Origin of the sequence: Micromonospora lutea (genome assembly GCF_016863535.1) — a bacterium.
GTDB classification, from domain to species: domain Bacteria; phylum Actinomycetota; class Actinomycetes; order Mycobacteriales; family Micromonosporaceae; genus Micromonospora; species Micromonospora lutea.
In genome coordinates this window covers 279,013-302,258 of the sequence record NZ_BOPB01000013.1, presented here as the reverse complement: position 1 = coordinate 302,258, position 23,246 = coordinate 279,013, and the positions used below count along the sequence as shown (strand labels likewise).

The following is a 23,246-nucleotide window of genomic DNA, read 5'->3' as shown; positions in this document are numbered from 1 at the left end:
CCATCGGCGTGGTGTCTGGAGGAACGGTGGACGTCCCAGCGGATTTTGGTCATACTTGTGACCATGACCACGTTACCGTTGGGGGAAGTGAAGACTCGGCTCTCTGAGCTGGTGGGGCGGGTGCACGACCACCACGAACGGGTGACCGTGACCGTGCATGGTCGGCCGTCCGCCGTGCTGGTGTCGGTGGAGGATTTGGAGCGTCTGGAGGAAACCGTCGCGGTTCTCGGGGATGCGGGCACCCTGCGGCGTCTGGCCGACTCCGACGCGGAACTGGCCCGCGGAGAAGAGGTGTCCGCCGACCAGCTTGCGGAAACCATTCGAGCCCGTCGCGCCTCGGCCGCGTGAGCCCCCGGCTGCCGGAAGATCCGTACACGCTGCGCACCACGCCGACCGTCCGTCGAGCGCTCGCCGAACGGTTGCCGGAGGCCGTCGCTGTCGCCGCGTACGAGTTCATGACCGGGCCGTTGGTGCGAGAGCCCTACCGGGTCGGGAAGCGTTTGTTGCCGCCGTTGTCGGATCGGTTCAGCGCCCGGCGAGGCACCTACCGGATCATCTACCGCATCGACGACGACAACCGCAGCGTGACTGTTGTGGACATTGATCATCGAAGGGATGTGTACCGCTCCTGACGCCCCTGGCTCTCCGTGCCTGATGGCGTCAAGGCATTCAGTACGGTAGGTGCCGTGTCGATGAGTGTGGCTGACGAGGCTGCAGCCCTTGAGGCTGAGGTCGAGCAGTATCCGGACGAGCGAGGTGAGATCGGCTGAGGAGTTGCAGGCGCTTCGCGGCCCGGATGGTTGGATGCAGATGTCCTCGGTGATGATTCGCGGCCGCCGGGAGGTCCGTCGCCAGTTGGGCCTGGTGCCGGATGCCGCCGATGAGTTGGCTCCGGCGGCACCGCCACAGCGGCAGCGGCTTGTTGACGCGGATGGTGTGCGGGACGCCGTGGCCTCTGAACGAGTGCCACGACAAGTGCGGATGCTGATCTTCCAACGCCAGGAACGGGCCGAGGCGCGACGGCGGTGGCCGCATGAGCACGACATGGCCGACGACGAGCACTATCAGGCTGCCGAGCGCCGGTGGCGTGAGTTGGCGAACGGCGGTGTGCCAGCCATCCGGGTGGTGCCGGCAACTGTCGCCGATCTCTGTGAGTTCGCGGACCAGACCGGCGAGTCGCCTCTCGATCCAGCGCTCAAGGTCCGCTACAGCGAGACCCTTTCCGAGGAGCACACCATCGCGTGGCCGCCACCGCGGAACTCCCCATGCTGGTGCGGATCGACAGCCAAGTACAAGAAGTGTTGCGGGCGGACGGTCTGAGCGGCGTCCTCCGACGCGCCGCATGCGAGAGTTCGTCACGACGCAGCCCTACCTGCCAGCGCTCCTGTTCGCGGCAGGGGTAACGGGGTACCGGCAATCGTCGCCGGTTGGATCGCATGGTGGTACCTCCGGCCCACTCGAAACGGATACCCAAACGGAGGGTGCAAGGTCGCAGAAGTGCAGGCCACGGCCGGTGTCGTGGCCGCGTTGCCGTACGGCGGCGGAACTCCGCGGCAGGGTGGTGGATTCGTGGGTCAGTTCTGGCCGGGGCTTGCTACGGGCAGTCCTGCTTCCTTGGCGCATTCGAGCAGCCGCCGGTCGTAGGTGACGAAGGCGGTGAGTGCCGCGCCGGACTCGTTGGTCAGCACCTGGGCGGTGGCCAGGTGGATGGCGTCAAGGCTGCGGAGTGTCGGATCGGCGAACGCGGCTGCGGTCGCCCGGATCGTGCCGTCGATCTCCAGTCGGAACAGCCGTCCGACCGCAGCTGGCACTCCGATCAAAGCTTGCGGAGCTGATCGGCGCAGTGCTCTGGGTACTTCCACCTCGACGAGAGCGGACGAGACCAGCGGCACGTCGTCGTGCTTGTTGAGCCAGGAGACAAGGTCGGCGCTGCACATCTCCTGCCGCACCAGCTTGACGACGGCGGCGGAGTCGAGATAGATCACCAGCGCTCCTCGTCACGCATCGCAGCGAGGGAGGCTGCGGCGTCCACACTCTCGTCACCGAGCTTCGGTGGAAGTGGAACAGAGCCGCCACCGGTGGGGGCGACGGCTCGCCCGGCCGCTACCAACTTGGCCAACACCGACCTGTCGTCGCCAACCGGAACAAGTCGGGCAATCGGGTGCCCACGGTCGGTGATCTCGATGGTCTCGCCGCCACGCACCCGAGCCAACACTTGGCTCGTGTTCTGGTTCAGCTCCCGGACACCGATGCGTTCCACGAAGACAAGTGTAGAACTAAATGTTCTACGGATCTAGCTCCTAGCGTCATTCGGCAGCCGGTTCGCTGACCAGAGAGGTCCACGAGGTCTAGATCACGGCGACTGGCCGGCGGCTCGGTGGGGGTGGTGTCGGAATCATCGCGCACGACCCAAGATCCGCAAGCCAGGCAAGTACAGCATCGGCCAGGGATGAGACGGACCACCTGGGGTACAGTTTTCTGTACCTGCTCTGGAGGTCGTCATGCGGACCGTGAACTTCACCCAACTACGCCAGAACCTGGCCGCCGAACTCGACAGCGTCATCAACGACGCCGAGGAAGTGGTGGTAACCCGGTCGGGCCACGAACCGGTGGTCATCGTTCCGCTTGCCGAGTACGAGGCGATGAAGGAAACCGAGTACCTCCTGCGCAACCCGGCCAACGCCGCCGCTCTCCGCCGATCGATCGCCGAGCTTGAGCAGGGCGACGCCGTCGAGCGGGACCTGACCGACCCCGCCACCGTGCGGGACGTCGCGTGAGGCTGGTCTTCACCACGACAGCATGGAGCCAGTACCTCAGCCATACCGACCGCAAGCTGGTCAAGCGCATCAACGACCTGATCGCGGACGTGATGCGCAACGGGTACGAGGGCATCGGCAAGCCGGAGCCCCTGCGGGGTGAGCTGTCCGGCTTCTGGTCCCGCCGAATCGACCGCGAACACCGGCTGGTGTACCGGATCACCAAGGACGACGTCGAGATCATCGCCTGCCGGTACCACTACGGCGACCGGTAGCGGAACGGGCATGGCACCAGCGGCACGCGGCGGTCATCGGTCAAGGCGGCCCTGAACGGGCCGCCCCCGCGGCCGCCTGGGCGCGCGTCCGTCGCTCCGCTGGCGCTCCGACTCCGGCCACGCAACACGCCCGGCGGCTGGCGCGGAGGACGGGAAGCCCGGTGGGCCGCCGTAGCACCACAGCAGCGTTGATCGGATTGTGGTGGGGCCGGCAGCCGGCCGGGCCGCGCGGCCACGAGCCCGCGGCGTAGGGCAACGGACGCCGGCCGCGTCGGCGAGCTGGCGGCGGTCGAGGGGCTGCGGTTACTGCGCCTCCGGCGAGGGCGCTTGGTCGCCGGCAACAAGGCCGGAGACTGGACGCGCTGGTACGAGAACGCGATCCCGGTCGCCGAGGTTGCGTACGAGGGTTGGCTTGCCTTCGAGAGGAAACGGAGGGAGGGTTGATGAGCGACTTCCATGACTGGGACGACATCCGCGCCGAGTTGCACGATGGGGACGACGACGCGCTCGATGTGGAACGTGCCCGTAGCGAGGCGTGGGTCAGCGCGTTCCACCTCGCCGAGGAGCGCAAGCGTCTCGGTCTCACCCAACGGCAGGTGGCCGAGTTGATGGGAGTCACGCCCGGCCGGGTGAGCCAGATCGAGAACGGTGATCTGGAGGCCAACGAGGTGGCGACCCTCAGCCGGTACGCGCGAGCGCTCGGTGCCCGGATGCGGATCATCTTTGACTACGGCAGTGACCTTCGTCAGATCGCCTGATCTCCGCCAGCCTCAGGTGACATCGCGAACGGCGGGGCCAGTCGTTCCGGTGAACCATGCCGACGGAACCTCAGGCAAGTCGAGGTCATCGGGCACCGTCCGGCACCCGTGATCTGGGCAAACTCAGTGGTAGCGGGTCACCGGCGATCGTGGCGGTGTGGTTCGCATGGTGGTACCTCCGGTCCACTCGAAACGGATACCCAAACGGAGGGTGCAAGGTGGCAGAAGTGCAGGCCACGGGTGTCGTGGCCGCGTTGTCGTACGGCGGCGGGACTCCGCGGCAGGGTGTGGATTCGTGGATCAGTTGCCGAGTACCGATTCACGGGAGGCTGGCACGATGCGGAAACTGACCTACGGCATGAATGTGAGCCTGGACGGCTACATCGCCGCACCCGGTGATGATCTCGGCTGGAGTGTGCCGAGCGACGAGCTGTTCCAGTGGTGGTCCGACCGGGTGGCGTCGACCGGTACGGCGCTGTACGGGCGCAAAGTCTGGCAGGCGATGAGTTCGCACTGGCCGACCGCCGACCAGCGGCCGGGTGCCACGCCGGCGGAAATCGAGTACGCCCGCCGCTGGCGGGACATACCGAAGGTGGTGTTCTCCTCGACGATCAGCACGGTCGACTGGAACACCCGCCTGGTCAGCGGCGACGCGGTCACCGAGATCACCCGGCTGAAGGCCGAGGACGGTGGCCCCATGGACATCTGCGGCGCCACGCTCGCCGCAGCCGCCATGCGGGCCGGGCTGATCGACGAGTACGTGATCGTCACCCATCCGGTCCTGGTGGGTGGGGGTACGCCGTTCTTCACGACCATGGACAGGTGGGTACACCTGACCCTGGTCCAGACCCGCACGTTCCCTGACGGCGTGGTCCTGACCAGGTACGAAACCAGGCGCTGATCCGGGGACCTGCGGCACCGTTCCGGGGCGGTGGTGACACCCGTCCGGCTCACCGTCCGCCCGGTGAGGACCGCAGCTTACGGCCGGAACGTCTGGCGGTAGGTGTCCGGCGGTACGCCGACCATGCGGCGGAAGTGGCGGCGCAGGGTGGTCGCGGTGCCCATGCCGGCGGCCGTGGCGATGGTGTCGACGCTGTCGTTCGTGGTTTCGAGCAGTTCCTGCGCGCGGCGGATCCGCTGGGTCAGCAGCCACTGCAGCGGGGTGGTGCCGGTGATCGCGTGGAAGTGTCGGGTCAGGTGCCGTGAGCTCACGTTCGCCTGGTGGGCCATGTCCTCCACGGTGAGTGGCTGGTCCAGGTGCCGCATGGCCCAGGGGATCACGTCGGCCAAGGGGTGGTCGTCCCGGGCGGGCACCGGCGTGGTGACGAACTGTGCCTGGCCACCGGCTCGGTGCGGCGGCACCACCAGGCGGCGGGCGACGATGTTGGCGATCGTCGAGCCGTGGTCGCGGCGGACCAGGTGCAGGCACAGGTCCATCGCCGCGGCCTTGCCGGCCGAGGTGAGCACGTTGCCGTTGTCGACGTAGAGCACGTCCGGGTCGACTGTCACTCGGGGATGGCGCGCGGCCAGCTGCTCGGTGTGCGCCCAGTGTGTGGTGGCGCGCAGCCCGTCCAGCAGGCCTGCGGCGGCGAGCACGAACGCGCCCGTGCAGAGGGAGACGATCCGCGCGCCGGCCTCGTGAGCTGCGCGTACCGCCTCGATGAGGTCGGTCGGCGGGTCCTCGTCGACGTCGGCCAGGGCGGGGACGATCACCGTGCCGGCGTGGGCCAGCCGGTCGAGTCCGTGGTCCGGGTCCAGCCGGAACCTGCCGACGCGCACCGACTGGGTGCCGCACACGCTCACGTCGTACCAGGGGACACGCACGGCGGCCGGGGCGGCGTCGAAGACCTCGTAGGCCAGGGCCAGTTCGAAGTGCAGCATGCCGTCGGTGGCGGCGAGGGCGACGCTCCGCGGAGGTAGAGCCATGTCGGAAATTGTACGGGTCGTGTCGTTCCGGACACTGGCGGGCGTGTGTCACCCCGAACAAGATCTTCAGCAGCGGGATCAACCACGTGGAGGAGCAGGACATGGCAACGGCGAGAAACGTCGCGGTCTACGGCGCCTACGGGCACACCGGGCGGTTCGTGGTCGCCGAGCTGCAGCAACGCGGACACGCCCCGCTGCTGCTCGGACACGACCAGGGCAAGCTGCAGGCGCTGCTGCGGGACCATCCGAACCTTGAGGCGCGGCAGGCATCCGTCGACGATCCGGCCTCGCTCGACCGGGCGCTGGAGAGCGCGGAGGCCGTGATCAACACCGCCGGACCGTTCGCCTCGACCGCCGGTCCGGTGATCGAGGCGGCGTTGCGCGCCGGCATCCCGTACGTCGACGTGGCGGCCGAGATCGAGGCGAACCTCGACACGTTCGCGCACTTCTCCGCACGCGCCCGCGCCGCCGGCACGGTGGTGGTCCCGGCGATGGCCTTCTACGGCGGTCTCGGCGACCTGCTGGTCACCGCCGCGATGGATGACTGGACCAGCGCGGAGGAGGTGCACGTCGCCTATGGGCTGAGCAGTTGGCACCCGACCGAGGGCACGCTCGCCGCGGGCGCCATCTCGGCGCAGCGGCGCGGTGGCCGCCGGGTCCGTTTCACCGGTGGTCGGTTGCAGTACCACGACGACCCGCTGCCGACCCTAGAGTGGTCCTTCCCCGCGCCGCTCGGCCCGCAGCGCGTCATCGGCGAGTTCACCATGGCCGATGTCGTCACCGTCCCCAGCCACCTGGCGGTACCGGAGGTGCGTACCTACATGGCCGCCAAGGCCGCCTCGGACCTGCTCTCCGCTGACCCCAAGACGCCGACGGGGGTCGACGAGCACGGTCGCTCCGCGCAGACATTCGTCGTCGACGTCCTCGTCCGCTCAGGCGACGCCGAACGCCGGGTGACCGCCACCGGCCAGGACATCTACGCCACCAGCGCGCCGCTCGCAGTGGAGGCCGTCGACCGCGTCCTCACCGGACGGACCCGGGCGACCGGGGTCGTCTCCGCCGGTGCGGCCTTCGACGCCCGCGACTTCCTCGACGCCCTGTCCGCGCACTTCACGCTGCACGCGCCGGCGGAGACCGCGCGGCCTGCCTGTCCACGGTGACGGTCGGCCAGGCGAGCCGCTGGTTAGAGTGCTCGGCGTGGATGGCACTCCTCGGGATATCGCGGCTACGGTCACCAGGTTGGACGATGTGACGAGGATCCACGAACTCGCCGAGCGGCGTCTCGGTGCGGGCGATGCGAGCTTCGTCGCGGATCTCGGCATCGCGTTGTGGCACAGGTACGCAGCGGAAGCCGTCTCGCCCTGGCAGTTTCGCAGCGTCTTCGATCGGGTGCTGCGGCTACTGACGCTCACGCCGGGCGTGACCGACCAGGCGGTCCGGTTGGTCGGCGGCGTGCAGGACCGCCGTACGACCCGCTACGCCGCGTCCCTGCTCGCCTCGGCCCATGGTACGACTGACCTGGGTGTCGTGTTCGACGCGGGCCGGTCGGAGGAACTGCGGGCCTGTCTGCTCCAGGAGTTGGTGCTGCGTGGTGCCGAAGTCCGGCACCCGTGGGCGACCTCCTCGCACTGGCGTCACCACCCGCTCGGCTGGCTGCCGCTGTCGTTGACTCCGATCGAAGAACGCGCCAGCCTGCCCTACCACCACCTCCACGGAAGCAGCCAGGAGTTGCCGGCCATGGCAGCCGAGCCGGTGACCGGGCACGGACCCGTACCCCACTGGCAGGAGACGACCACCCCCGACGAGGCGGCCTTGCTCGCCGCCGCCGTGGACAACTGGGCCGAGGAGTCGAACGGTGAGATCGAAGCACGAACGTTCGCCTTCGACGACGATCTCCCGCCAGAGGCGGTCCGGGACGCGTTGGTCCGCGTCGGTCTGCAATGCGCCCAGGGCATGACGACCGGGCTCGGCGTATGCGCCGCGCCCCAGGCGTGGCGACAGTTGTTCTCCGCAGCCTCCACCGGCGGCGCCTACAGCGACGGCGAGTTCGGCGCGTACGGAAGGTTGCTCGCCTGGCGGTCGGTCGCGGCACTGGTCGGTGCCCCACACGACGCATCAGCCGGTGACGTCGAGGCCATCGCGAACCGCTGCTCGTGGTACTCGTTCGAAGGATCCACCGCATGGTTCGTCAAGCTCGCCTGGGACATCGGCCTGGCAGTCGTGTCTCCGGACGGGCGGCGTCTGGCGGTACTCGCGGCGACCGACACCGACTGATCGATCCCTGCCCTGGGTGGGCGGCGAGCTGAACTGGCGCGGCGGGTCGGCTAGTCAGACGACGCAGAACTCGTTGCCTTCCGGGTCCTGTAGAAGCGCGGCGTAGAAAGCCCTCTCCGGCTCGTCAACGGTCCGGAGCACGGTCGCGCCGGCACTCGTCAGACGCTCGACAGTCCGACGCCGGTCCATCGCTGCCCAGGGCAAGGTGCGCAGGTCTGTCACACTCACCCGGCGTGAAGCATCAGCAGATTCTGGTCAAGCTCGCCGCGCCCTTCCTCGTACGCGCATTGGACGAGGACCTGGCGCGGTGGGTGGGCTGGCAGATGCTGCGGTCACCAGAAGAGTCGCGGGCCGATACGGACGTTGTTCGCCCGATCCTCGCCCGCTGGCGGTGTCTGCTCGACGCCGATGACACCGCTCCGGATACGCGGCACCGCGGGTGGGTGGCGCTGGCTGTTCTGCTGCACAGGTACGGCCTCACTGATGAAGCTGTCACAGCTCACGCACTGACTTCCATAGACGCGCTCAACCGTGATGTCGTACTCTCCGACGCCTTCGCCCGGCAGTCTCCGACCATCAAGCGGTTCCTGACCACGCCACCGTCAGCGCTGACTCGCCGGCCGCGTCGGCCCAGCGCGTTGACACTTCTGCGCCCCGGCGATGTGATTTCCATTCAGGTGGCGGCGAAGTTCTACACGGCGTTCGTGCGCCAGGTCGCGGCATCCAGGGCGTACCCGGTCATCGAGTTCTACTCCGGCAGTTTCGACCGGCCGCCGACGTTGGGCCAGTTGTCCGGCCGGCCCGCCGCCCTCGACCGGGGACATGCCCGGTTCGGGGTGGTCGGGCTCAACTACCTGCCCGACCCCGCCAATCAGGTGCTGGCCGTGGCCGCCCAGCACCAGCAGCCACCGCTGGGCAACGAGCCCGAGCCGGGTGAGGGTCTCTACACGATGACCGACATCATCCGGCTGCAACGCGACATCACCCGCCTGAGCGCGACGAGCACCGCGTGACGTCCGGGTGGCAGCGCTTCCATGCCCGGTTGACCTGGCCGGACCGGTCCGAGTGGGTTGTCTTCGCGGGGTACGCCCGGCACCCTTGCCGACATGTCGATGGAGTCGCTTGACTGGCAGGACGTCAACGGTGATCGCGTCGAGTTTCCCGGCAACGGCCTGCTGAGCGCGCCGGCCCGTACGGACTGGTTCGTCGATCCGGCCGGCGGCGAGCCGACCGGATCAGCACCGCTCAGGCTGACCCGGCTCGACGGCGATTTCCAGCTCAGTGCCCTGGTCGAAGCGCCGCTGGCGGAAACCTACGACGCGGTCGCCCTGTTCGTCCACGGCGGGCCGACGACCTGGGCGAAGCTCGCCCTGGAGCGATCACCGGCCGGCACCGACATGATCGTCACCGTGGTGACCCGCGAGGTGTCCGACGACGCCAACGGGGTGGCCGTGTCGAAGCCCGGGCGGTCCTGGCTGCGGATCTCCCGCATGGGTGCGGTGTACGCGTTCCACCACTCCGACGATGGCACGCTGTGGGCGCTCGCCCGGCTGTTCACGCTCGGGCCGGTAGCCGGGCACCGGATCGGATTCAGCGTGCAGTCGCCGATTGGTGACGGGCTCGACGCGCGCCTGACGGACATCAAAATCACGCCCACCACGCTGACCGACGCGCGCAACGGCTCCTGATTTGACCACCGGCTGCCGTCGCGGTGAATCGCCGCCCATCCAGGCGATCCGGCCCGGCTTCGGAACGTCGGCTGGCGGTGCCAGCTGTCATCCATCGGTGGCGGATCGGTCACGAGCCTGCTCCAGGCCGTCGAAGAGCAGATCGAGGGTGAACTCGAACTCGGTCTGACTGTCACACCAGCCCAGGGTGGGGTCGGTGGCGGCGTGCATCTCGGCGGCGACCATCGCGCCGAGGTGGGGCAGTTGCTCGGCCAGCACGGCCAGTTCCGCCTCTGCGGCGTCGACCTCCTCGCCTGCGGGCTTGAAGACCTCCTGGGCGAAGCCGAGTGCCAGGCTGCCGAACGCGTGCAGCGCCCGATGGGCGATCCGGTACGAAAAGCCGCCGTCGACCAGGGTGGCGAGGATGCCTTCGTAGTAGCCGTAGATCCCGGGGGGAATGGTCGGGCGGGAGCTGAGCAGTGCGGGTGCCCACGGGTGCCGCAGCATGACCGTTCGTGCGGCGAGGAAACGCAGTCGGAGCCGGGTACGCCAGTCTCCGCCGGCCGCATCCGTCTCGGCCTGGTCGGCCGCTGCGGTGATCTCGGCGATGACGGCCTCGACGAGGCCGTCCAGGAGCCCTTCCTTGCCGGGCAGATGGTGATAGAGAGACATCGCCTCGACGCCGAGGTCAGCGGCGAGCCGGCGCATCGTCAGCGCCGCCATTCCCTCCGCGTCCACCAGCGCTGTCGCGGTGGCCAGTGCCCGGTCACGGCTCAGCGGCTCCCGCCGTTTCCTCGCTGCCATGTGGCCCCCACCCCTCCTTGACCTTACAACGTACGATTTGCCTTACGACGTAAGGCTCATCTGCCCGGTCCGCCGCAACCAAGGGAGCCCACCATGCATCCGCTGATCCGCACCGCCCGTACGACCGGACTGTTCTACCTCGGCCTCGGCATCGCCGGCATGCTGGGGTTCCTCACCATCCGTCCCATGATCTTCGACGCCGGTGACGCCGACGTGACCCTCGCCAACCTGGTCGCCAACGAGTCGTTGGCGCGGGTGGGGGTGGCACTCGAACTGCTCGTCGTCCTCACCCAGACGCTCGCCGCCGTCTGGTTCTACCGTCTGTTCCGTACCGTCGACAGCACCGCCGCCGGCAGTATCGCCGCCTTCGGCATCGTCAACGCCGTCGTGATCCTCGGCAGCGCCGCCATGCTCGCGACCGCGGTCGGGGTGGCCACCGGCGGGACTGGCGGGGCGGCTGTCGGCGGGACCGCCGACACCGTCCAACTGCTGTATCTCGTCAGCGAGAACCTGTGGGGAGTCGGCGGGCTCTTCTTCGGCCTCTGGCTGATGCCGATGGGCTGGTGCGTGCTGCGTTCGGGTTGGCTGCCCCGCCCGCTCGGCTGGATCCTCGTCGCCGGTGGGGTGGGCTACCTGCTCATGACCTTCGTCGGCTACCTCGCCCCCGGTGCTGGAATCGCCGCTGACCTGCTGGTGGTCCCCGCGACCGTGGGCGAATTCTGGATCATCGGCTACCTGATCATCTTCGGCGTCCGGAAGCGGGCGCTCACCGGGACCCCGCAGGCGAACGCGGCGCTCGCCGCCACCGCGCCCGCCTGACCACTCCGCCGGCCCTGGCTCAGGTCGTGCCCCCATGCGGGTGCGCCCGAACCGGGGTCGGCAGCCCCGCCGTTGCCAGCCGGCACTCCGCAAGGGTGTGCTGTTAGCAAGGGGCCCTTCCTATACCGCAGGCGTTAATAAGGTGCCCTTCCTTACACCTCAGCGACGGGCGGGGCGGCGGCCGGGCGGGGAGGGCGGCTCGGGTCCGAGGTCGGGCAGCGGGGGCATGGGGCGGGTCGTCGACTGGCCGGCGGTCACCCGCAGCCGCTCGCCGTGGTGCCACAGCTCGATCGCGGCGTCGCCCTCGGCGTCCGGCAGCTCGTAGCGGGCCTCGTCGGCGGTCAACGTGACGTGCAGCCGGTGACCGTGCCAGATCAGGCTGAACGCGAGGCGGTCGATCCGGTCGGGCAGCCGCGGGTCGAACGACAGTAGCTCGCGGTCGTCGCGCAACCCACCGAAGCCCTGCACCAGCGCCAACCACGCCCCGCCCAGCGAAGCCAGGTGCAGCCCGTCGCCGGTTTTGTCGCCGAGATCCTTCAGGTCCTGGAGCACCGACTCGGCGAACAGGTCGTACGCCAGGTCGAGGTGGCCCAGTTCGGCGGCGAGCACGCCCTGCGGGGCGGCGGACAGCGACGAGTCCCGGACCGTCCGCGCCTCGTAGTAGGCGAAGTTGGCGGCCTTCTCCTCGGCGGTGAACTCACCCGGGCACCGCAGCATCGCCAGCACCAGGTCGGCCTGCTTGACCACCTGGTGCCGGTACAGCTCCAGGTAGGGGAAGTGCAGCAGCAACGGGTAGTCGTCGTCGCCGGTGTCGCCGAAGTTCCACTCCGGCCGGTCGGTGAACCCGGCGGCCTGCTGGTGCACCGCGCGCTTCGGGTCGTACGGCACGGTCATCGCCTCGGCGGCGGCCCGCCAACCGGCCACCTCGGTCGGGTCCACGTCCAGGCGTCCGGCTGCCTCCGGGTGCCGTTCGACGGCGTCGGCCGCGCCGCGCAGGTTCCGTCGCGCCATCAGGTTGGTGAACAGGTTGTCGTCGACCAGCGCGGAGTACTCGTCCGGGCCGGTCACCCCGACGATGTGGAAGCTGCCGTCGTCGGTGAAGTGCCCGAAGCCGTGCCACAACCGGGCGGTGGCCACCAGCAGCTCCAGCCCGGGGCCGGTCAGGAGATCCTCGTCGCCGGTGGCCGCGACGTAGCGCAGGACCGCGTCGGCGATGTCGGCGTTGACGTGCAGCCCGGCGGTGCCGGCCGGCCAGTAGCCGGAGCACTCCCGGCCGCTGATGGTCCGCCAGGGAAAGGTGGCACCGGTGAGCCGTAGCTCCGCCGCGCGGTCGAACGCCTGCGGCAGGTGCGCGTGCCGCCAACGCAGCGCCGACCGGGCCACGTCCGGCGCGATGTAGGTGAGCACCGGCAGCACGTACCCCTCGGTGTCCCAGAGGACGTGCCCGTCGTAGCCGTTGCCGGTCAGTCCCTTGGCGGCGATGGCCCGGTCCCCGTCCGTGCGCCCCGCCTGGATCAGGTGGAACATCGCGAATCGGATGGCCAGTTGCAGCTCCTCGTCGCCGTCGAGCACCACGTCGGCGGCGCGCCAGGCGCTGGCGAGGGCGGCCCGGTGTTCGGCGAGCAGGCCGGCGAAGCCGGCGGCGCGCGCGGCGTCCGCCTCGACGGTGACCTGGCCGGCCAGTTCCTCGACCGAGGAGTCGGCGACGGGCGCCCACTCGTATGCCGCGAACTTGGTCAGCTGTGCCCGCTCGCCGGGTCGCAGCGACCCGATGAGGGTGAGTCGGATCCGGTCGGGCGTCGCGTCGACCCCGGTGGTGATGTGCTCCGGCACCGCCGTCCGGTGCGCGACCGCGACCGCGACCCGCTGCCCGCTGCGTTCGGTACGGTGCACCAGCAGCGCGTCGGCACCGTCGACCCGATGCAGCTCGGCGGCGAGCGGGTCCTGGATCAGCGAGGCGGCCCGAGGGTCGTCGCCGCGGTCCGGGACGCGCTCGTTGGCCAGCAGGTCCGCGCAGATCCGCACGTCGACCGGCCCGTCCAGGGGTTCCACGGTCCAGTCGACGGCACCGACCCGGCGGCGGCGCAGCGACACCAGCCGGGTGCTGCGTACCCGCACCCCGTCCCCGGCCGGCGAGATCCATTCGGTGCGCCGTTCGATCACGCCGGCGCGCAGGTCCAGCACCTGCTCGTGGGCGACTACCGTGCCGGTGCGCAGGTCCAGCGGCTCGTCACCGACCCAGAGCCGCACCAGCGTGGCGTTCGGCGCACTGATGACGGTGTCACTGAGCTGTGGGAAGGCGTAGCCGTCCTCGGGATAGGTCAGCTCCCGGCATTCGTGCAACCCGTTGAGGTAGCTGCCCGGCATGTCGACCGGGTCGCCCTCGTCGAGGGTGCCGCGCCAACCCAGCCAGCCGTTGCTCAACGCGAAGACCGACTCGGTCTCACCGAGCCGGTCCAGGTCGTCCCAGGTCCGCCGGATCCGCCACCGCTCGTCGGGCTGCGGCTCGTCGACCTCCGGAGACGACCGGTCGGGATTGGGCTGCACATCGCCTCCAGGCATGTCCGACGGTCCCTGCGGGCTGACAGTTCCCCGCCGGTCGGTTCACCACACCAGCAGCGTGATTCACCACACCAGCAGTAACGCGCCGAGCGTGCCGAGGACCAGGTACGGCCCGAACGGCAGGTGGCTCGACCAGCTGGCCCGGCCACTGATCAGCAGGGCCAGGGCGACCAGTCCGGAGAGGGTGAGTGCGAGGAGCAGCCCGAGCACCGGCAGGCTCCAGCCGTACCAGCCCAGCAGGGCGCCCGCGCTCAGCGCCAGCTTGGCGTCGCCGATGCCGAAGCCTCGCGTACCGAGCAGCAGGGTGGTGGCGGCGAAGAAGAGCGCCATCCCGAGCCCGGCGCCGATGGCACGCAGCCACGGCGCGGCCCCGGCACCGGTCAGCGCGGCCAGCCCGAGCAGCAGCCAGACGCCGGCGGCCGCCGGCACGGTCAGCCGGTCCGGCAGCCGGTGCACCGCGAGGTCGATGAAGAGCAACGGCACCGCGAAGGCCAACCACCACGCCGCGACGACCACCTCGACCGCGGGTGGACGGGCCAGCAGCAGCGCGGCCACGGCGGCCAGGACGGTCAGTTCGACGATGGCTGGCGGCGCACCGACCCGTGCGCCGCAGCCACCGCAGCGGGCGGTCGGGCCGAGCGCCGGCCATGGGCGGTGCAGGCTGATCGGCGCGCCGCAAGCGTCGCAGCCGGCCCGGCGATCGGTTCCCGGAGGTACGGCGTGTCGGGCGACGGCGTACCGCAACAGCGGGGTGATCGACAGCGCGGCGGCGGCGAGCTGCCACGGTCGAGGCGCGTTCCCCGACGGCGGCACGTCCGGCGTGACGGTGCGGTCCGGAGGTGCCGGCGACGCGGGTTGCCGGGTCATGTCATCAACCCCCTTACGGAGGGTAGTGTGGCCAGTCGGTTCGAGTGGCGGTCCCGAGCTCCGGCACCCATTGTCATACCGCTGTTCGAGGGTCGGCGTGAATGCCAGCTATCAGTTGATGCAAATCCCATGAACCGCAATCGACGACCAATTCGCGGCGTTTTTCCGGGGGACGGATCGGACCGATTGCCATTTCCCGCCCCATTGCGACTGGTCCGTCGCGTACCCAGTCGGCAGTGGGATCGTCCGGGTCGCCGTCCGCGCCCACCCGAGCCGCACCCCGAGCCGATCAAGGTCGGCAACCTTCCGGTAACCACGCCGCGCCACCACCCTTCATAACTCTGAGTGTTCGTATGAATTGCCTCTGTTGCATCGGCCGGCGTCAGCCTATGCTCGCCCCTTGGATGTGACGCAACCCACGTCCACTACCAACGAGCAGCCAGGCCAGTGCATTCACAGGAGATCCGTAAACGTAAATGTGGCTGCGCATGAACAGGCCGGAGGGATCCCGTCCGGTCGCGCTACCGCACGGCCCGGCGACGGCGTCCGCCGGGCGGCACCGAGGAGGGCACGAGGTGCGAGCACGGCAACTGAGCCGCTGGACGGCCAGCCTGGTCGCGGTCGCCACGGTCGGCACGAGCACCGCCTGCGGCAGCACCCAGGAAGCATCCACCGCCGCAGCACCCGAACGGAACAACTCCGCTGGCGCCGAGCGGGTCGCCGACGAGGCGGCTGCGGAGAAGGCGGCGTTGGCGGCCTACTCCGGCTACCTCGCGGCATCCCGGACCGCGAGTCGGCGCAGCGACCCGCAGGAGCCGGAGCTGACCCGGTTCCTCGCCGACCCACTGCTGACCAGGGTCCGGTTCAGCCTGCGGCAGGCCCGCCAGAACGGCGCCGTCAGCGCCGGCACGCTGCGCTCCGAAGGTCCCACCGTCATCTCGATGGACCTGGAAGCCGACCCGCCCACGGTCGAGATCCAGGACTGCGTCGACGCCAGCAACTACCGGCTGGTCTACCTCGCCGACGACAAGGTCGTCCCGGGCACCCGTGGCTCCCGTCATCTGGCCACCGCCACGGCGGCCCGTTATCCCGACGGTCGCTGGCGGATCAGCAGCGGCGCGGCGCACCAGGACCAGCCGTGCTGACCGGGTGGAGCGGCAGTCGCGGCCACGAACGGCACGCCGACCGGGTCAGCTCGCCCGGCCGACCTGGCCCGGTGCCGGCAAGCCACCGACGCCGACCGTTCGCCGCCCGTACCGTCGATCTCCGGCGGGTCCTGCTCGGCGGCGCGCTGGCGCTGCTGCTGGCAGGCGCCGGCGCGGTCCCGGCGACCGCAGCCGACCCCGGTGCCGAATGTCCACCGGCCCAACCGAACTGCAACGTCTGGGACGACGACCCGGGTACGCCTGGTGGCGGCGGCAACGGTGGCGACAACGGCGGCGGCAACAACGGCGGCGGGGGCGGCAGCGGTGTCTGCCAGTGGGAAGGCCGCACCATCCCCTGCTACGACGACCTGCTCGGGTGGTTCAACAGCGGCGACGGCTGCTACTACAAGCTTGCCGAGTCGCCGCCCACGGAACCCCCCGAGGGACAGCAGTGGTACCTGAAGAGCTGCAACGGTGGTGCTCTGGGTCAGGGAACCCTCGAGCTGCTGGACACGCCACCGCCGGGCTTCGGCGCCCCGCCGGATCCGGAGGAGCTGGCCCGCCGGGCGTTCGCCTCGATCACCCTGCTCGCACCCCGGGCGGCGGTCGCGCCACGCAAGTCCGTCGGCCCCGGACTGGTCGGTCTGCCGGTCTGGATGTGGGCCGAACGAGGTGCCAACCAGTTCGGCCCGTTGAGCGCCGAGGCCACGGATCGCGGCCTGACCGTGACGATCCAGGCCGAGGTGGACCGGGTGGTCTGGGACATGGACAACGGCGACGAGGTCATCTGCACCGGCCCCGGCACCCCGTACGACCGCCGAGGTTCGCATGCCGGGCAGCCGTCCCCCGACTGCGGCTATGACAGCGGCTACACCCGGGCGGACACGTACACGGTCCGGGCGACCACGCACTGGTCGGTGACGTGGACCAGCAACGGCGGTGACAGCGGAAGCATCGGCGGGGTCACCCGCACGACCGGCCCGGTCGAAATCGAGATCAACGAGCTCCAGGTGGTGGCGCGGTGAGTGAGCCGGTCCTGCGCGCCCCGCAGTCGCGAACGAAAGGTTGGCGCCGATGAGCGTGGCGACCCGCAACGGAACTTCTCCGGTGGACGCGCCGGTCGCCCCGCCCCGGGTGGTTCGCCAACGTCGGGTCCGGCCCGGCCTGCTCGGCCTCGCCGTCCTGCTGATCGCCCTCGGTGGGTTGGGGTCGGCGTTCGCGGTGACCTCGGTTCGGGCCACCGGCAGCTACCTGGCGGTGGCCCGGGCGGTCGAGGTGGGCAGCGTGGTACGCGCCGACGACCTGATGTCGGTGCAGGTGGCCGGCGGTCAGGGGCTCGAACCGGTGCCCGCCTCCCGACTCGCCGACGTGATCGGGATGCGCGCCGCGGTCGCGCTGGCCCCGGGCTCCCTGCTGACAATGGCCCAGCTCACCGACGATCCGCTGCTCGGCCCCGGGCAGCAGCAGCTCGCCCTCGGGCTACGCGCCGCTCAGGTGCCCGCGCCGAAGCTGCGACCCGGTGACCAGGTGTTGCTGGTCAGCACCCCGAGCAACGACAGCGGCAAGAGTTCCTCGTCGGGGGGCACCCGGTTCACCGCGACCGTCACCGACGCCGTTTCCACCGACGGGCGGGACGAGGTCGTCGTCTACCTGGCGCTCGCCATCCGGGACGTGCCGGCGGTGGTGGCGCTGGCCGCACAGGATCGGATCGCGGTCGTGCTGACCAAGGCGGCCTGAGCATGGCCATCATCGCGCTGGTCTCGGCCAAGGGCTCGCCGGGGGTCACCACCACCGCGTTGGCCTGCGCGTTGAGCTGGCACCGGCGGCTGATTCTCGCCGAGTGCGACCCGGCCGGCGGCTCCGTCCTCGCCGGTTACCTCGGTGGCGCGCTCGACGGGCCACGCGGCATCGGTGAGCTGGCCGTCGGTGAACTGCGGGACGGCAACATGGAGACCGCGTTCTGGTCACAACTGGTGGACCTCGACGCGCCGCGTCGCGAGCGGCTCCTGCTGCCGGGAGTGGTCGACCCCGCCCAGGCAGGCAGCGTCACCCCGCTCTGGCAGCGCTTCGCCGACTTCTTCGCCGCTCTGGACCGCGGTGATCCGCCGTACGACGTGATCGTCGACTGCGGACGGCTGCACGTCCTGGGCCCGCCCTGGCCGTTGCTGCGCGCCGCCTCGGCGGTGCTGGTGGTGACCCGGGCACAGCTGCCCGACCTGTCCGGCACCCGGGCCATGCTCCAGGCCATCGAGCGGGACTTCGTCGAGCACCGGGTGCCGTCGGGCACGCTGCGGCTGCTGCTGGTCGGCGGCGGTCACGGCAAGAGTGAGGTCAGCAAGGCCCTCAAGCTTCCGGTGATCGCCCGGCTGCCGCACGATCCGCGTACCGCGGAGGTGTTGAGCCTCGGCGGGACGGTGCGGGCCAGCCGGCCGTTGCTGCGCGCGGCCCGCGAGTTGGAGGTGCCGATCGGCGCGCTGCTGGAGCGTCGGCGGGCCCGGTTGGCGTGGCCCGTCTCCCAGGGGGTGCCGGATGCGATTTGAACCGGTCTCGTCGGACCCGCGTCGGCAGCCACCGGGCGCCACCTCCACCGCCCCGCCGCTACCTCCCGTCAACGGTCGGCACCATGAGCCAACGCAGGTGCCGGTTCCGGTCGCCGCGCCGCCGGCAGCCCCACCGCCCCGGCCACGGGTCGATTTCCAGGTGGTACGCGAGCTGCGCCGGCAGCTCAGTGAGCGGCTCACCCGGTGGCAGCGCGGCCGGGAGTTCAGCGTCGCCGAGGAGGACACCGAGCGGGCCCGGCTCGCCGTCGAACTGGTCGCCGAGTACGCCGACTCGGTGCGTCGTGCCGGCACGCCGATGGCCGCCGGTGCGGAACGGCTGCTGCTCGACCAGGTGACCGCCGAGCTGGCCGGTCTCGGTCGGCTCCAGACGCTGCTGGTCGACGACACCATTGAGGAGGTGCACATCCTCGGCTGCGACCAGGTGCGCATCGCCCGGCACGGTGGCGGCGTCGACTGGGCCGACCCCATCGCCGACAGCGACGACGAGCTGGTGGAGATCCTTCAGGCTGCGGCCCGACGGGCCGGTGCGACGGAACGCTCCCTGTCCACCTCGAAGCCCACCCTGGACCTGCAACTGCCCGACGGCAGTCGACTGGCCGCGGTGTTCCTGGTCAGCCACCGCCCGTACGCGGTGATCCGCAAGCACAACACCCTCGACGTGACCCTGGACGACCTGGCCGGCGGCCGGGGCGACCTCGACGAAATGATCGACCCGCTGCTGCGGGACTTCCTCCGGGCGTCGATGCGGGCCGGTCTGAACATCATGGTCGCCGGGCTGGCCGGTGCCGGTAAGACCACCGTGATCCGGGCCATGATGAGCGAGATCCCGCCGGACGAGCCGTACGTGCTGCTGGAGGAGAGTCGGGAACTGCTCCCGGCCCGCCGCAGCGAGCGGCACCGCGCGGTGATGAGCTTCGAGGCCCGGGAGGGGCACGGCGAACGCGGGCCGGACGGTCGACCCGCCGGCGAGGTCAACATCGCCGACCTGATCCCGGTGTCGCTGCGCATGGGCGTGCTGCGGATCATCGTCGGCGAGGTGCGCTCCCGGGAGATCGTGCCGATGCTCCAGGCGATGACCACCAGCCGGGGATCGATGTGCACCATCCACGCACGTACGCCGGCCGGGGTGAGCGAGCGGATCATCGAGTTGGCGCTGTCGCACGGCCGTGAGATGACCGTCGACCAGGCCCGCCGGATGGCCGGCAACGCACTCGACCTGATCGTCTACGTCAACATCGACGACGAGACCGGCATCGGCGGGCGCAAGCACCGCTTCGTCTCCCACGTCGAGGAGGTGCTGGGGGTCGGTGAGGGCAGCCGGATCACCACCACGCAGGTGTTCGGCCCCGGCCCGGACGGTCGGGCGGTCCCGAAGCACCTGCCGGAACGCGTCCGGGACCAGCTGCTGCGGGTGGGCTACGACGCCCGGCTGCTGAGTCGCTGGATCGAGGTCGGCCAGGGTGCCTGGCGGCGGCCCCGGCAGACCCGACTCGGTCGGCGGTGAGCCGGTGCGTACGAACATCGAGCTGATCGCCCTGGTCTCGGGCGCGGCCTGCGTGGCCGGCCTGGTGCTGGCCGTCGTCGCGCTCGTCGGCACCCGCCGACCGCCCGGCCGGGCACCTGGCGCGGGTCCGGGGCTGGACCGACTCTGGCGCGGCTCCGGCACCACCGTCCGTGACCAGCGGGCGCACCAGACCCTCCTGGTGGGCGCGGTGGTCGCTGGCGCGCTGGCCTTCCTGCTGACCGGTCTGCCCGTGGTCGGCCTGCTGGTCGCGGTGGCGGTGCCGGGCACCCCCTGGCTGTTCTCCGTCGGCCGGGCCGAGCAGCGGGCCATCGCCCGGATCGAGGCGGTCGGCGAATGGACCCGCCGACTCAAGGACGTCTCCGCCACCGGGCAGGGGCTCCAGCAGGCGATCATCGGCACGGTCACCACCGCACCGGAGGAGATCCAGGAGGAGGTACGCCTGCTCGCCGCCCGGCTCCAGGCCGGCTGGCTGGCCCGCTCCGCTCTGCTGGCCTTCGCCGACGAGATCGGTGACCCGGTCTGCGACCAGGTGGTGGCGGCGCTCATCCTGCACCTCACCGACCGGGGCGAGCGCCTCGGCGACGTGCTCGGCTCGATCGCCTCGGCGGCCGCAGCCGAGGTCGCGACCCGCCGGGAGATCGAGGCCAAGCGCACCCAGCCCCGGTTCGCGGTCCGCTTCCTGACCGGGATGACGCTGGCCACCATCGCGTACGGACTACTCAACCGCGAATACGTCCAGCCCTATGACACGCCGTTCGGGCAGCTGGTGATGGCGGTGCTCGGTGCCGCCTTCGTGGCGTTGCTGGCCTGGGTGCGCTCGATGAGCCAGCCGCCCCGACCGGCCCGGTTCCTGCCGGCCCCCGACCCGAGCGAGGTGGTGGCGTGAACCTGCATCTCACCCTCGCGGTGGTGGCCGGTGCCACGCTCGGGTTGGGCGTGTTCCTGGTGGTCCGGGAACTGGTTCCGGCGACGCCCGCGCTCGGCCCGGCGCTGCGCCGGCTGCACCAGCCGCCGGGGGCCGCCCACCCCCACCCCGCCGACCGGCGTCTGGACTGGCTCACCGGGCTGGCCCGCTGGCTGCGCCCACCACACCGGCAACTGGCCCTGCTCGATCGCACCTCCGAGCAGTACGCCCTCTCCCTACTGCTGTCCGCCCTGATCGGACTCAGCGCTCCGGCACTGCTCAGCGTCACGCTGCTCAGCGTCGGCGTCTCGTTGCCGCTGGCCGTGCCGGTGCTGGGCAGCCTCGGCCTGGCGCTGCTCTGCGCACTGGTGGCGCACCGCTCGGTGCTGGCCAAGGCCGACGCCGCGCGCGACGAGTTCCGCCAGGCGGTCTGCACCTACCTCGACCTGGTCGCGTTGCAGTTGTCCGCGGCGCACGGCCCGGTGCAGTCGCTGGAGCGGGCCGCCGCGATCTGCGAGGGCTGGGTCTTCGACCGGATATCCGAGGCGCTGCGGATGGCCCAGATGCAGATGCACTCGCCCTGGGACGAGCTACGTGATCTCGCCGACCGGATCGGCATCCCGGAGTTGGGCGACGTCGGCGCGATCATGCGTTCCTCCGGGAGTGAGGGCGCCCAGGTGCACGAGACCCTGCGCAGCCGGGCCGACTCGCTGCGCGACCAGATCCGCACCGACAACCTGGCTCGGGCCGAGGGGGTGACCAGCCGGCTCGACATTCCCGGCGCGCTGCTGGTCTTCGTCCTGCTCGGCTTCGCCATCTATCCGTTCCTGGCCCGCCTCTAGGCCGACCCGATCGAAGGAGCCCCCGAATGTCCGTCCTCACCTATGTACACGTCGCGCTGCGGGCGCGCCTGGCCGAGCTGCGCGGCGACCGTGGCGACAGCCCGGTGCCGACCGCTGTGATCATCTTCGGCCTGGTGGCCGTGGCGATGGCGGTGACCGCCGCCGCCCTCGGCGCGGCCAACGACTGGATGGACAACATCCCGACCCACCAGGACCCGTCGAGCGACTGACCGATGTTCCGTCGCCTCTCCGCCGGCTGGTGCCGGGTGGTCGCCGCCACCCGGCACCGTCTGCTGCCCGGCGACGGCGAGCGGGGCGGCAACCCGGTCGAGCTGGCGGTGGCGCTGCCGGCGGTCCTGCTGATGCTGTTCGCCTCGATCCAGGTCGCCGCCGTCTTCGTCGCCCGGTCGACCGCGCTCAACGCGGCCCAGAGCGGGGTCAACGCGGCGCGGCTCTTCGATGCGCCGGCCGGCGCCGGTGAGCAGCGCGCCACCCGGTTTCTCCGATCCGCCGGAGACTGGCTGGTCGACTGGGAGGAGCCGGGGCCGAGCTGCGTCGTCACGGAGACCGACGTGACCTGCACGGTGACCGGCAAGGCTCTCTCGGTGGTGCCGGGGGTCAGCTTCTCCGTCCGGCAGACGGCACACGGGACGGCTGAACGCTGGACGGAGCCGTCATGAGCCGGGGTTCGGTGTCGATCGAGGTGGCGGTGCTGGCACCGGCCTTCGTGGCGATGATGGTGCTCGGTGGAGTCGCCGGGCGTACCGCGGTGGCCAGCGCGGCGCTGGAGGCCGCCGCACACGACGCGGCCCGGGCCGCCTCAATCTCCCGGGACGCCTCCGCTGCCCGCGACGCGGCGCGGGAGGCGGCCCGTCAGCAGCTCGACTGGCGGGGTGTGGCCTGCACCAGCGCCCCGCAGGTGACCTTCGACGGCTCGGTCGGCGGGCGCTCGGCCACCTTCGACCAGGCGTTCGGCAGCGCCATCGGGCAGGAGGCCACGGTCACCGTCGAGATCGCCTGCACCGTCTCCTACGCCGACATCAGACTTCCGGCGCTGACCATGCCGAACGGGCAGCGGCTCACCGCGTCGTTCACCTCACCGCTGGACCGCTACCGGAGCCGGGGATGAGGGCCGGGCGCGGTGACGCGGGTCGGGTGAGCATCTTCCTGGCCGTGGCTCTGGTCGGGGTACTCGCCATCATCGGCATGGCCTTCGACGGCGCCGGTCAGCTCCGGTCGCTGCAACGCGCCGAGAACCTGGCCGCCGAGGCGGCCCGCGCCGGCGGCCAGGCCATCGACCGGGCCACCGCCATCGAGGGCGGGCCCAAACGGATCAACCGCCGCCAGGCTCGCAGTGCCGTTCGGGACTACCTCGCCACCGCCGGGGCCAGCGATCACACCGTGACCTTCCCGGTGGTCGACGGCGAAACCCTGATCCGGGTACGCGTCGAGGTCACCTATGACCGGGCAATGCTCGGCCTGCTCGGCTTCTCCAACACCGTCACCGTCTCCGGTGAGGCGACCGCACGGGCGCTGACCGGGGCTCCCTAGGGAAGGAAGG

The 23,246-nt window shown here is 70.7% G+C and carries 30 protein-coding genes; 23 read left to right on the top strand and 7 right to left on the bottom strand.

The window, feature by feature from the left end; all coding sequences use genetic code 11:
- Window positions 1–63: 63 nt before the first annotated feature.
- From Vlu01_RS14975 to Vlu01_RS14965, 3 genes are all read left to right on the top strand, one after another.
- Window positions 64–348 carry a type II toxin-antitoxin system Phd/YefM family antitoxin gene (locus tag Vlu01_RS14975; RefSeq protein ID WP_091614758.1) on the top strand — a complete coding sequence of 95 codons (285 nt, stop codon included), beginning with the start codon at window positions 64–66 and terminating at the stop codon, window positions 346–348.
- Window positions 345–632: a type II toxin-antitoxin system RelE family toxin gene (locus Vlu01_RS27575; protein ID WP_239095897.1), complete on the top strand. Its 288-nt coding sequence runs from the start codon at window positions 345–347 to the stop codon at window positions 630–632. Before Vlu01_RS14975 ends, Vlu01_RS27575 begins: the two co-directional genes overlap by 4 nt.
- A 124-nt stretch (window positions 633–756) precedes the next feature.
- A complete protein-coding gene (locus Vlu01_RS14965) occupies window positions 757–1,320 on the top strand; it encodes an SEC-C metal-binding domain-containing protein (protein ID WP_203999251.1) in 564 nt (187 codons plus the stop codon).
- 254 nt (window positions 1,321–1,574) lie between these two features.
- Here Vlu01_RS14965 and Vlu01_RS14960 read toward each other — a convergent pair whose 3' ends face one another.
- The gene (locus tag Vlu01_RS14960) at window positions 1,575–1,985 is read right to left on the bottom strand and encodes a type II toxin-antitoxin system VapC family toxin (protein WP_203999248.1); all 411 of its coding nucleotides are present in this window, start codon (window positions 1,983–1,985) and stop codon (window positions 1,575–1,577) included.
- On the bottom strand, window positions 1,982–2,260 hold the full coding sequence (locus Vlu01_RS14955) for a type II toxin-antitoxin system Phd/YefM family antitoxin (RefSeq protein ID WP_203999245.1): 279 nt from the start codon (window positions 2,258–2,260) through the stop codon (window positions 1,982–1,984). Before Vlu01_RS14955 ends, Vlu01_RS14960 begins: the two co-directional genes overlap by 4 nt.
- 241 nt (window positions 2,261–2,501) lie before the next feature.
- On the opposite strand from Vlu01_RS14955, the gene Vlu01_RS14950 reads away from it, so the two are divergent.
- From Vlu01_RS14950 to Vlu01_RS14935, 4 genes are all read left to right on the top strand, one after another.
- Window positions 2,502–2,777 carry a type II toxin-antitoxin system Phd/YefM family antitoxin gene (locus Vlu01_RS14950; RefSeq protein WP_203999242.1) on the top strand — a complete coding sequence of 92 codons (276 nt, stop codon included), beginning with the start codon at window positions 2,502–2,504 and terminating at the stop codon, window positions 2,775–2,777.
- Complete coding sequence (locus Vlu01_RS14945; RefSeq protein WP_203999239.1) at window positions 2,774–3,031, top strand: Txe/YoeB family addiction module toxin; 258 nt, start codon at window positions 2,774–2,776, stop codon at window positions 3,029–3,031. The genes Vlu01_RS14950 and Vlu01_RS14945 overlap by 4 nt, the downstream gene beginning before the upstream one ends.
- A gap of 443 nt (window positions 3,032–3,474) precedes the next feature.
- Complete coding sequence (locus Vlu01_RS14940) at window positions 3,475–3,789, top strand: transcriptional regulator (protein WP_203999236.1); 315 nt, start codon at window positions 3,475–3,477, stop codon at window positions 3,787–3,789.
- Window positions 3,790–4,126: 337 nt separating this feature from the next.
- A complete protein-coding gene (locus tag Vlu01_RS14935; RefSeq protein WP_203999233.1) occupies window positions 4,127–4,690 on the top strand; it encodes a dihydrofolate reductase family protein in 564 nt (187 codons plus the stop codon).
- Between the two features lie 77 nt (window positions 4,691–4,767).
- Here Vlu01_RS14935 and Vlu01_RS14930 read toward each other — a convergent pair whose 3' ends face one another.
- Window positions 4,768–5,715 (bottom strand): helix-turn-helix domain-containing protein, encoded by a 948-nt coding sequence (locus Vlu01_RS14930; RefSeq protein ID WP_203999230.1) that lies wholly within the window; start codon window positions 5,713–5,715, stop codon window positions 4,768–4,770.
- Between the two features lie 101 nt (window positions 5,716–5,816).
- Between Vlu01_RS14930 and Vlu01_RS14925 the strand changes: the two genes are divergently transcribed.
- Window positions 5,817–6,875 carry a saccharopine dehydrogenase family protein gene (locus Vlu01_RS14925; protein ID WP_203999228.1) on the top strand — a complete coding sequence of 353 codons (1,059 nt, stop codon included), beginning with the start codon at window positions 5,817–5,819 and terminating at the stop codon, window positions 6,873–6,875.
- An 88-nt stretch (window positions 6,876–6,963) separates the two neighbouring features.
- Window positions 6,964–7,989, top strand: coding sequence for a DUF6183 family protein (locus tag Vlu01_RS14920; protein ID WP_239095907.1), 1,026 nt, complete (start codon window positions 6,964–6,966; stop codon window positions 7,987–7,989).
- 54 nt (window positions 7,990–8,043) lie between these two features.
- Here Vlu01_RS14920 and Vlu01_RS27950 read toward each other — a convergent pair whose 3' ends face one another.
- Window positions 8,044–8,178, bottom strand: coding sequence for a VOC family protein (locus tag Vlu01_RS27950; protein WP_203999461.1), 135 nt, complete (start codon window positions 8,176–8,178; stop codon window positions 8,044–8,046).
- A gap of 44 nt (window positions 8,179–8,222) precedes the next feature.
- On the opposite strand from Vlu01_RS27950, the gene Vlu01_RS14910 reads away from it, so the two are divergent.
- Window positions 8,223–9,002, top strand: a complete 780-nt coding sequence (locus tag Vlu01_RS14910; protein ID WP_203999224.1) for a hypothetical protein — start codon at window positions 8,223–8,225, stop codon at window positions 9,000–9,002.
- Between the two features lie 93 nt (window positions 9,003–9,095).
- On the top strand, window positions 9,096–9,677 hold the full coding sequence (locus Vlu01_RS14905; protein ID WP_203999222.1) for a DUF1349 domain-containing protein: 582 nt from the start codon (window positions 9,096–9,098) through the stop codon (window positions 9,675–9,677).
- Window positions 9,678–9,764: 87 nt separating this feature from the next.
- Here Vlu01_RS14905 and Vlu01_RS14900 read toward each other — a convergent pair whose 3' ends face one another.
- Window positions 9,765–10,460 (bottom strand): TetR/AcrR family transcriptional regulator, encoded by a 696-nt coding sequence (locus Vlu01_RS14900; protein WP_203999220.1) that lies wholly within the window; start codon window positions 10,458–10,460, stop codon window positions 9,765–9,767.
- A gap of 93 nt (window positions 10,461–10,553) precedes the next feature.
- Here Vlu01_RS14900 and Vlu01_RS14895 point away from each other — a divergent pair, with 93 nt between their 5' ends.
- The gene (locus tag Vlu01_RS14895) at window positions 10,554–11,279 is read left to right on the top strand and encodes a DUF4386 domain-containing protein (RefSeq protein WP_203999218.1); all 726 of its coding nucleotides are present in this window, start codon (window positions 10,554–10,556) and stop codon (window positions 11,277–11,279) included.
- A 159-nt stretch (window positions 11,280–11,438) separates the two neighbouring features.
- On the opposite strand, the gene Vlu01_RS14890 is transcribed toward Vlu01_RS14895, so the two are convergent.
- Window positions 11,439–13,841, bottom strand: a complete 2,403-nt coding sequence (locus Vlu01_RS14890) for a glycoside hydrolase family 65 protein (protein WP_203999216.1) — start codon at window positions 13,839–13,841, stop codon at window positions 11,439–11,441.
- A gap of 63 nt (window positions 13,842–13,904) precedes the next feature.
- Window positions 13,905–14,708, bottom strand: coding sequence for a prepilin peptidase (locus Vlu01_RS14885; RefSeq protein WP_203999214.1), 804 nt, complete (start codon window positions 14,706–14,708; stop codon window positions 13,905–13,907).
- Between the two features lie 575 nt (window positions 14,709–15,283).
- Here Vlu01_RS14885 and Vlu01_RS14880 point away from each other — a divergent pair.
- From Vlu01_RS14880 to Vlu01_RS14830, 11 genes are all read left to right on the top strand, one after another.
- Entirely contained in the window at window positions 15,284–15,853 is a 570-nt protein-coding gene (locus tag Vlu01_RS14880) for a hypothetical protein (protein ID WP_203999212.1), read from the top strand.
- 131 nt (window positions 15,854–15,984) lie between these two features.
- Window positions 15,985–16,878 carry a hypothetical protein gene (locus Vlu01_RS14875; protein ID WP_373307396.1) on the top strand — a complete coding sequence of 298 codons (894 nt, stop codon included), beginning with the start codon at window positions 15,985–15,987 and terminating at the stop codon, window positions 16,876–16,878.
- 49 nt (window positions 16,879–16,927) lie between these two features.
- Entirely contained in the window at window positions 16,928–17,590 is a 663-nt protein-coding gene (locus Vlu01_RS14870) for an SAF domain-containing protein (protein ID WP_203999210.1), read from the top strand.
- A 2-nt stretch (window positions 17,591–17,592) separates the two neighbouring features.
- The gene (locus Vlu01_RS14865; RefSeq protein WP_203999208.1) at window positions 17,593–18,393 is read left to right on the top strand and encodes a CpaE/TadZ family protein; all 801 of its coding nucleotides are present in this window, start codon (window positions 17,593–17,595) and stop codon (window positions 18,391–18,393) included.
- Complete coding sequence (locus tag Vlu01_RS14860; protein ID WP_203999206.1) at window positions 18,383–19,918, top strand: TadA family conjugal transfer-associated ATPase; 1,536 nt, start codon at window positions 18,383–18,385, stop codon at window positions 19,916–19,918. The genes Vlu01_RS14865 and Vlu01_RS14860 overlap by 11 nt, the downstream gene beginning before the upstream one ends.
- A gap of 4 nt (window positions 19,919–19,922) precedes the next feature.
- The gene (locus Vlu01_RS14855) at window positions 19,923–20,825 is read left to right on the top strand and encodes a type II secretion system F family protein (RefSeq protein WP_203999204.1); all 903 of its coding nucleotides are present in this window, start codon (window positions 19,923–19,925) and stop codon (window positions 20,823–20,825) included.
- Complete coding sequence (locus Vlu01_RS14850) at window positions 20,822–21,685, top strand: type II secretion system F family protein (RefSeq protein WP_203999201.1); 864 nt, start codon at window positions 20,822–20,824, stop codon at window positions 21,683–21,685. Before Vlu01_RS14855 ends, Vlu01_RS14850 begins: the two co-directional genes overlap by 4 nt.
- A 26-nt stretch (window positions 21,686–21,711) precedes the next feature.
- Window positions 21,712–21,915 carry a hypothetical protein gene (locus Vlu01_RS14845; RefSeq protein ID WP_203999198.1) on the top strand — a complete coding sequence of 68 codons (204 nt, stop codon included), beginning with the start codon at window positions 21,712–21,714 and terminating at the stop codon, window positions 21,913–21,915.
- A gap of 3 nt (window positions 21,916–21,918) precedes the next feature.
- Window positions 21,919–22,365: a TadE/TadG family type IV pilus assembly protein gene (locus Vlu01_RS14840; protein WP_203999193.1), complete on the top strand. Its 447-nt coding sequence runs from the start codon at window positions 21,919–21,921 to the stop codon at window positions 22,363–22,365.
- On the top strand, window positions 22,347–22,814 hold the full coding sequence (locus Vlu01_RS14835) for a TadE/TadG family type IV pilus assembly protein (RefSeq protein ID WP_203999456.1): 468 nt from the start codon (window positions 22,347–22,349) through the stop codon (window positions 22,812–22,814). Before Vlu01_RS14840 ends, Vlu01_RS14835 begins: the two co-directional genes overlap by 19 nt.
- The gene (locus tag Vlu01_RS14830; RefSeq protein ID WP_203999191.1) at window positions 22,811–23,236 is read left to right on the top strand and encodes a pilus assembly protein TadG-related protein; all 426 of its coding nucleotides are present in this window, start codon (window positions 22,811–22,813) and stop codon (window positions 23,234–23,236) included. The genes Vlu01_RS14835 and Vlu01_RS14830 overlap by 4 nt, the downstream gene beginning before the upstream one ends.
- Window positions 23,237–23,246: the final 10 nt, after the last annotated feature.